Here is a 5,885-nt window from a genome sequence, read left to right as displayed (position 1 = left end):
ACAACCGGCTCGCGCAGCCCTACGGCGGCTACATCTCGCCCGGGTCCACGCTGGACGAGCTGCGGGTGTTCGTCAGCCAGTGGAACAACAGCGACCCGCGCGAGCGGGCGCCCTACCGGGTGATCCAGTTCGCGGTCAACCCGTTCAAGCCGTGGTCGTAGCCCAATCCCGCACCCACGACGGTGCGGATGTAGTGACCAAACCTTGACGAAGCCTTGACCGAAACACGGCTGCGCGCTCATCGGTTGACCGATCAAACCCCAATACCATCAACGGCAGTAACGTGCAGTCAAGTGATCGGGAAGGTATGTCCGCGATGTGGGCAGCGGTGCGCTCTGTTGCTGTGGTGGGGGTCCTTGTCGCGGCGGCCGTCGCGGTCGTGCCGCCGGCCGGGGCGAGTAGCGCTGCGGTGAATCAACCGCGGGGCGTCGCCATCGCATCGGTGCTGCCGGCGGCGGGCACGGTCGTCGGTGTGGCACATCCGGTAGTGGTGACGTTGTGGTCACCGGTGCGCGACCGCCGGGCAGCCGAGCACGCGATTACCGTGCAGACGACGCCGAAGATGACCGGGAACTACGAGTGGCTCGACGACACCGTGGTGCGGTGGGTCCCTGACCAGTTCTGGCCGGCGCACAGCACGGTGGCGCTGTCGGTCGGCAAACTGACCGCTGACTTCGAGACGGGCCCCGCGGTGGTGGGCGTCGCCAATATCTCGGCCCGCACCTTCACGGTGACCGTTGACGGCGTCGGGGCCGGACCCTTGCCGGCGCCGCACCACCGCCCGCACTGGGGTGAGGACGGGGTGATGCCGGCCACGATGGGCAAGGCCGAGTTCCCCACGCCGGTCGGGCGCTACACGGTCATGGCCAAGGATCGCTCGGTCGTGATGGATTCCAGCAGCGTCGGCATCCCGGTCGACGACGCCGAGGGGTACCGATTCTCGGTCGATCACGCCGTCCGGATCACCGGGCGCGGCCTGTACGTCCACTCGGCTCCGTGGGCGCTTCGCTCCATGGGTATCGACAATGTCACCCACGGGTGCATCGGTCTGAGCCCAACTGATGCGGAGTGGTACTTCAACACGGTCAACGTCGGCGATCCGGTGATCGTGGAGGAGTAGTGGAAACAAATCCGATTCGATAATCGGATCGGCGCTGATATACGCCGAGTGGTCGTTACTTGCTACCGGCAGCCAAGTTCACCGGGAAGCCGACGGCGTCGGTCAGTAGCCCTGCCAGAGGGCTCGCAGCCGCGGCACCTGCCGGGCCCGGCGCCACCAACGGGACCGGCGGAAGGGCATCAAGAGCCGGGGCAATCAGAGGAGTCGCCGCAAGCGGGGGAATCAGAGGAGTCGCCGCAAGCGGGGGGACAGGGGGAATCACCGGAACCGGGGGAATCAGAGGAGCCCCCGCAAGCGGGGGGACAGGGGGAATCAGAGGAGTCGCCGCAAGCGGGGGGACCGGGGGAATCACCGGAACCGGGGGAATCAACGGAACCAGGGGCGCCGCCGGCACGACGGGAAGCGCCGGCAGTGGCCCGGGAAGTGCCATGGGTACCAACGGACCGGCCAGGGCCGTCAAATCTGCGCCTGCGGGAGCACACGGTGTTGCTGGCGCTGTTGTGCCAGCCGGCACCGTTCCGGCCGGGGGTGCGACGCCACCCGGAGCGGGAACACCGGGTGCAGCGGCCGGACCACCTGCCGGACCACCTACCGGACCACCTGCCGGACCACCTACCGGACCACCTGCCGCCGCAGGAGCACCAGCGGCGGCGGGGACCTCACCCGCAACTGGAGCGCCGGCCGCTGGGCCGACAAAGACTGCGACACCGCCCCGGCACACCGGTCCACCCGTGGGCAACGGTGCTGCTGGCGTTTCGGAACTGAAGACCGCAGCGCCTCCGCATAACCCAATGCCGGTAATTGCCGCGATAGCCAATCGATTGAACGTCGTCAATGCCAACTCCGATGATTAGTTCCCAGGCCTCCGAATTTCCGCCACTCATATGACCGTGGATTAACGTATCACATGGCTGTAAGTACAAAAATGTCAGATTGAATTCGTAATCGAACCGATGCGTCATCGAAGCGACCGGCGATCGTCTCGTGACATGCCCGCCGTGGGCCTCGACTGCGGCGACGTGCACAGCGCCGCCACGAGGACGCCGAGCGACACCTCATAGCTGCCACATAGCCGGGACCTAGCGCTGACTGGTGTTTGCCCACGCACCATGGCAGGCATGAATGAATCACCTGAATCCAGCGCTCGACCGGCTTCGGCCATCTCCGTAACGTCCGTACCGTCCACGCCGCCGGCGCCGAAACCTTACTGGCTCTTCCGGTTCGCCGCCTGGGTCGGCATCGTCGCCGGGATCGTGTTCGTCGTCGCCGTCATTTTCTTCTCCGGTGTCAGGCTCGGCCACCACGGCGGTTGGCACGGCCACCATCACCATCATCACCACTCGATGATGCACCGGGGTGGGCAGCACCAGCAGGAGCCGGCCCCGGTCGCGCCGACCGCGGGTGCCCCCGGCCCCGGTGAGCTGCCGCAGTCGGTCACCCCGTCCCCGGTGCCGCCGGGCCGGTAAGCGCCGACTCAGCGCAGGTGACCAGCACCGCGGCTAGTCGTAGGCCCAAGATGCCCGGAGGCAGGCCTGGTTGATCGGCGAAGTCGTCCGCCGATCTAGTTTGTCAGGCATGATGCAGGTCATGACCGAAACTCCCGAACCCCGAAATCAGCCTGCCGATGCTCCAGCACAGTTACAGCCACCGCCACCGTGGGCCAAACCGAGCCGGCTCTACCAGGCCGCCGCATGGGTGGTGATCGTCGCAGGGGTCGTTTTCGTCACCTCGATGATCTTCTTCACCGGTGCCTACGTCAGTGGCGGCGGTTGGTACGGGCATCACCATCGCGGAGGATGCATGATGGGCGAATCCCCGTCGCCGATGGGGCACGGCCCGAACTCCGGGCCGGAGTCCGTCGGTCCCGGCCCCGGCGGCCCCGGTGGACCCGCCGGCACCGGCACTCCGCCGAGCCCGCCGGCTCCGCCACACCCGTAGCGGGGACGCCCCTCAGAGACCCATTCCGAGCAGACCGTCGGCCAACCACTGTGGTATGTAGCCCACCTCGGCCGCCGCCTGGGTGAGTATTTCGAGTTCGGTCTGGGCCGGGTTCAGGTCCAGGTAGTTGACCGTGTCGGCGGGGTCCACCTGGGCCAGCGCCTGGGCCACGTCGCCGGGCGTCAGGCCCAGGTACTCCTCGTGGGTGCCGATGAGCATACCGAGTAATTCCTGCCACCCCAGATCAGATCCGGTGGCGAAGGAATCCGGGCTCCACGAGGCGTATCCATCCGGGAACGGATCACCCGACCCGCCACTTTGCAGCGTGAACACGTCACCGTGGTAGGGGCCGTCCGGTGTGAGGTCGATGGCCGGTGGCTGTGTCGATCCCAGGTCCATCACCCCGCCACCCATTCCCAAGCTCTGGGCGTTGCTCAGCAGGATACTTTGCATCCAGGAGGGCAGTGAGTCGTAGAAATTGGCCAGGAACCCGTACCGCGAAGCCGAGTCGCCGACGAGGACGAAGGTGATGGCGCCGGCGTACTTGTCGCCGTACTCCGCGGTGAGCTGGTTGAGCACCTCGGAAATCGCCGCCGTGGACTGCGAGTAGCCGAACAGGGTGACGTGATGGCCGCTGTTCAGCAGCGGCATCAGTGCGGCCCGGATGTCCGCCTCGTCCGCCGCCAGCCCGGTCTCGGTGTCCCCGCTGAGTTCGGGGGTGGTCAGCGCGTAGACATCGCTCTCCGGGCCGGTGTAGAGCCCGCTGGGTTCCAGGTAGAGGTTGTATGCCGCCTGAAGGTACTGGTCGCTAGGGGTGGGTATGCCCGTGGGTCCGAGGACGAGGGCGAGATCTTGGCTGGACGGAGTCGTGCTGTCGGACCAGACCCCTCCGACATCCCCGGTGAGCACTTGGTCGACCGAGGTCTCAGAGGAGGCGAGCAGATAATCGGATTCGCGCAGGACTGACCCAGCACCTTCCGGGTGCGGGACAGGGGCCACAGCGGCCGCAACGGTTACGGACGCCCCCACCGTGGCGGTGATCACCATGCCGCTTGCGTCGAGCAGTCCCATTCATCTCCCCTGACATGCGCCCCACCCTGACAACTGACTAGCACAGTAGTGCACGCAGCTCGTGCACGCAGCGTGCCGACCCGTGCCGGGGTAAGCGAGCCGGTGCAGGGTCGATCCTGGCATGATCAAGCCCATGAGCCGCAAAGTCGTTTTCGCCACGCAGTCGACCGCGACCCGCGGCGGGCCAGATGGGCACGTCACAGCGTTGCCAGACGCCGACGCCGACGTTTCCGCGAAGGCGTAGTCGTGCGGGTGGCCGCCGCACTGGCACGCGACCTGGGCCTGGTGGCAGCGGCAGCGGCGACCGGATTTCCCGGCTGCCCGGTGGCAGCGGCGCGCCCCTCGGATCCTGGTGTGGTGTCCTACGCGGTGCTCCCCAAAGGGGCGGTAGGAAACGTCGTCGGCGCACCGATGGGCTGGGAGTCGGCGGCCCGTGACCCCTACCAGGGCTACTGGGTGGACAATCCGGTCTGCAACAACTGGGCGGACATCGGGCTGCCCGAGGTCTACAACGATCCCGACCTGGCGTCGTTCAACAGTGCGGTCACCCAGACGTCGGCCACCGACCAGAATCACCTCGTCAAACAGGCGGTCGGGGTGTTCGCCACCAACGACGCCGCCGGACGGGCGTTTCACCGCGTCACCGACCGAACCGTCGGGTGTTCCGGACAGACTACCGCGATGCACCTGGACAACGGCGTCACCCAGGTGTGGTCCTTCGCCGGCGGGCCGCCCACCGGCACCGACGCGGCGTGGGTGAAACAGGAGGCCGACACCGACCGGCGTTGTTTCAACCAGACCCGATTGCTGGAGAATGTGCTGCTGCAGGCCAAGGTGTGCCAATCCGGCAACGCCGGGCCGGCGGTGAACGTGCTGGCCGGGGCGATGCAGAACACCCTGGGCCAGTAGCCGGGCCGGACATGTCGGATAGCGAAGTCCGGGTGGCGTCACAGATGTCACCACCCGATGAGCGCTGCACCGGCCCCACCGAGCCCGCCGAGCCTGCCGAGGTGGCCGAGATAGCCAGCTCATCGGAGGCCGCGCAGTACATCACCGACCGCTGCCTGACCGACGCCCCGCCCGCCAAGGTGGGTCTGGAAGTCGAGGCGCACTGTTACGACCCGGCCGATCCGTGCCGTCGGCCCGGCTGGGAAGAGATCGGTGCCGTGCTGGCCGCACTGCCGCCGTTGCCGGGCGGCAGCGCGGTCAGCGTCGAGCCTGGTGGGGCGGTGGAACTGTCCAGCCCACCCACCGACGGCGTCGTCGCGGCCATCGAGGCGATGACGGCCGACCAGGCGGTGCTGCGGTCGGCATTTGCGGGCGCCGCGCTGGGGCTGGTGCCGCTGGGTGCCGACCCGCTGCGGCCGACCCGGCGAATCAACCCGGGCGCGCGCTATGAGGCGATGGAACGGTTCTTCGTTGCCAGTCACACCGGGCAGGCGGGCGCGGCGATGATGACGTCGACGGCGTCGATTCAGGTCAACCTGGATGCCGGCGCACGAGCCGGTTGGGCCGGGCGGGTCCGGCTGGCGCACGCGCTGGGGCCGACGATGGTGGCCATCGCCGCCAACTCGCCGCTGCTGGCCGGAGACTTCTCTGGCTGGCGCTCCACCCGGCAGCGGGTGTGGAGCCAGCTGGACTCGGCGCGGTGCGGCCCCATCCTGGGGGACCCTGCCGGCGCGGGCGCCGACCCCGCCACCGACTGGGCGCATTACGGCCTGAACGCGCCGGTGATGCTGGTACTCGGTCCGCACGC

7 protein-coding genes and 1 pseudogene are annotated in these 5,885 nt (G+C 67.9%); 7 read left to right on the top strand and 1 reads right to left on the bottom strand.

The window, feature by feature from the left end:
• From AC2VON_RS02950 to AC2VON_RS02930, 5 genes and pseudogenes are all read left to right on the top strand, one after another.
• A pseudogene (locus AC2VON_RS02950) lies at nt 1-161 on the top strand (DUF4185 domain-containing protein); the annotation flags it as partial.
• Nucleotides 162-316: 155 nt separating this feature from the next.
• Nucleotides 317-1,120, top strand: coding sequence for a L,D-transpeptidase (locus AC2VON_RS02945; protein WP_486951601.1), 804 nt, complete (start codon nt 317-319; stop codon nt 1,118-1,120).
• Between the two features lie 483 nt (nt 1,121-1,603).
• Complete coding sequence (locus tag AC2VON_RS02940; protein WP_486951599.1) at nt 1,604-1,885, top strand: hypothetical protein; 282 nt, start codon at nt 1,604-1,606, stop codon at nt 1,883-1,885.
• Between the two features lie 353 nt (nt 1,886-2,238).
• Complete coding sequence (locus tag AC2VON_RS02935; protein ID WP_486951598.1) at nt 2,239-2,586, top strand: hypothetical protein; 348 nt, start codon at nt 2,239-2,241, stop codon at nt 2,584-2,586.
• 121 nt (nt 2,587-2,707) lie between these two features.
• Complete coding sequence (locus AC2VON_RS02930) at nt 2,708-3,058, top strand: hypothetical protein (RefSeq protein ID WP_486951597.1); 351 nt, start codon at nt 2,708-2,710, stop codon at nt 3,056-3,058.
• 12 nt (nt 3,059-3,070) lie between these two features.
• Here the strand turns inward: AC2VON_RS02930 and AC2VON_RS02925 are convergent, their stop codons facing one another.
• On the bottom strand, nt 3,071-4,129 hold the full coding sequence (locus tag AC2VON_RS02925) for a PE-PPE domain-containing protein (protein WP_486951596.1): 1,059 nt from the start codon (nt 4,127-4,129) through the stop codon (nt 3,071-3,073).
• A 246-nt stretch (nt 4,130-4,375) separates the two neighbouring features.
• On the opposite strand from AC2VON_RS02925, the gene AC2VON_RS02920 reads away from it, so the two are divergent.
• Together AC2VON_RS02920 and AC2VON_RS02915 are read left to right on the top strand one after the other, a co-directional pair.
• Nucleotides 4,376-5,038: a sensor domain-containing protein gene (locus AC2VON_RS02920; RefSeq protein WP_486951595.1), complete on the top strand. Its 663-nt coding sequence runs from the start codon at nt 4,376-4,378 to the stop codon at nt 5,036-5,038.
• 44 nt (nt 5,039-5,082) lie between these two features.
• Nucleotides 5,083-5,885: glutamate-cysteine ligase family protein (locus tag AC2VON_RS02915; RefSeq protein WP_486951600.1), on the top strand; the 803-nt coding region annotated here is incomplete at its 3' end.

Source organism: Mycobacterium sp. TH-M82, assembly GCF_057473605.1.
This window is presented reverse-complemented; position numbering and strand designations above follow the sequence as displayed.

Excerpts from the sequence above, each read along its gene's own strand:
- AC2VON_RS02945 (WP_486951601.1), top strand. The coding sequence starts at position 317 with ATGTGGGCAGCGGTGCGCTCTGTTGCTGTGGTGGGGGTCCTTGTCGCG.
- AC2VON_RS02935 (WP_486951598.1), top strand. The coding sequence starts at position 2,239 with ATGAATGAATCACCTGAATCCAGCGCTCGACCGGCTTCGGCCATCTCC.
- AC2VON_RS02930 (WP_486951597.1), top strand. The coding sequence starts at position 2,708 with ATGACCGAAACTCCCGAACCCCGAAATCAGCCTGCCGATGCTCCAGCA.
- AC2VON_RS02925 (WP_486951596.1), bottom strand. The coding sequence starts at position 4,129 with ATGGGACTGCTCGACGCAAGCGGCATGGTGATCACCGCCACGGTGGGG.